The organism is Paraburkholderia sp. RL17-383-BIF-A, from assembly GCF_046028015.1.
Classification (GTDB): Bacteria; Pseudomonadota; Gammaproteobacteria; order Burkholderiales; family Burkholderiaceae; genus Paraburkholderia.
Map to the genome: position 1 here is coordinate 1 of NZ_JARESR010000072.1, position 1,525 is coordinate 1,525.

Annotated in this window: 2 protein-coding genes; both read left to right on the top strand. The window is 65.3% G+C overall.

Going from position 1 to position 1,525, the window contains the following annotated elements; translation table 11 throughout:
• The coding region (locus tag P0D71_RS35955; protein WP_408483880.1) for a cytochrome ubiquinol oxidase subunit I at nt 1-732 on the top strand (732 nt) is incomplete at its 5' end.
• Between the two features lie 35 nt (nt 733-767).
• Nucleotides 768-1,525 (top strand): cytochrome d ubiquinol oxidase subunit II (cydB, locus tag P0D71_RS35960; RefSeq protein ID WP_408483881.1); only part of this gene is annotated, 758 nt, incomplete at its 3' end.

The window sequence follows — 1,525 nt, forward strand, 5'->3', positions numbered from 1 at the left end:
TACGCGCTCGGCCTGATCGCCACGCGCTCACTCGACGAACCCGTGGTCGGCCTGAAGGACCTGATGGTGCGCAACGAGGCGCGCATCAGGAACGGCATGCTCGCCTACGCCGCGCTGCAGAAGCTGAAACAGGGCGACGTCACCGACGAAGCCAAAGCCGCCTTCGACGCGCACAAGCAGGACCTCGGCTACGGCCTGATGCTCAAGCAGTTCACCGCGAACGTCACCGACGCCACGCCCGACCAGATCACGCAGGCCGCGAAGAAAACGATCCCGCCCGTGGCGCCCGTGTTCTTCTCCTTCCGCCTGATGGTGGGCCTCGGCATCCTGTTCCTCGCCACCTTCGTGCTGGCGTTCTGGTTCTGCGCGCAGCGCTCGCTGCTGCTGGAGAAACGCCGCTGGTTCCTGCGCTGGGCCGTGTGGGCGATTCCGCTGCCGTGGCTCGCGGCTGAATTCGGCTGGATTGTCGCGGAAGTGGGCCGCCAGCCGTGGACCATCGCGGGCATTCTGCCCACCAGCCTGTCGGCCTCGAGCCTGACGGCAGGCGACCTGTATCTGAGTATCGGGGGCTTCGTGGTGTTCTACACGGTGCTGTTCATCATCGAGATCATGCTGATGTTCAAGTATGCGCGGCTCGGTCCCTCGTCGCTGCATACGGGCCGCTATCACCATGAACAACAGCCGCCGAATCAGCCGCTGAACCAGCCGTTGCCGACCAACACGGTCGCCTGATTCGCCGCCACCGAGTTTCAAGGGAAAAGAACATCATGGATTATGCAAGCCTCAAACTCATCTGGTGGGTGCTGATCGGCGTGCTGCTGATCGGCTTTGCGCTCACCGACGGCTTCGACATGGGCGCGGCGATCCTGCTGCCCTTCATCGGCAGGACCGACGCCGAGCGCCGCATTGTCGTCAATACGGTGGGCGCGACCTGGGAAGGCAATCAGGTGTGGCTCATCACCGCCGGGGGTGCGATGTTCGCCGCGTGGCCGCTGGTGTACGCGGCCTCGTTCTCCGGGTTCTACTTCGCGATGCTGCTGGTGCTGTTCTCGCTGTTCTTCCGGCCGGTCGGCTTCGACTACCGCAGCAAGCGCGAAGACCCGCGCTGGCGCAGTGCGTGGGACTGGGCGCTGTTCGTCGGCGGCTTCGTGCCGGCGCTGGTGTTCGGCGTCGCGTTCGGCAACCTGCTGCAAGGCGTGCCGTTCTCGTTCGACACCGACCTGCGCGTGACCTATCACGGCGGCTTCTTCGCGCTGCTCAATCCGTTCGCGGTGCTGTGCGGGCTCGTCAGCGTGTCGATGCTGGCCGCGCACGGCGCCGCCTTCGTGAAGATGAAGGCGGACGATATTGTGGCCGAACGCGCGTCGCTCGCGCTGCGCATCGCGTCGCTCGCGGCCGTGGTGCTGTTCCTGATTGCCGGCGCGCTGATCGCCACGATGATCGGCGGCTATCAGCTGGTCGATGCGGCGCCGCTCGATACGGTTGCCAATCCGCTGCTGAAGAGCGTGATCGGCGCACCGGGCTT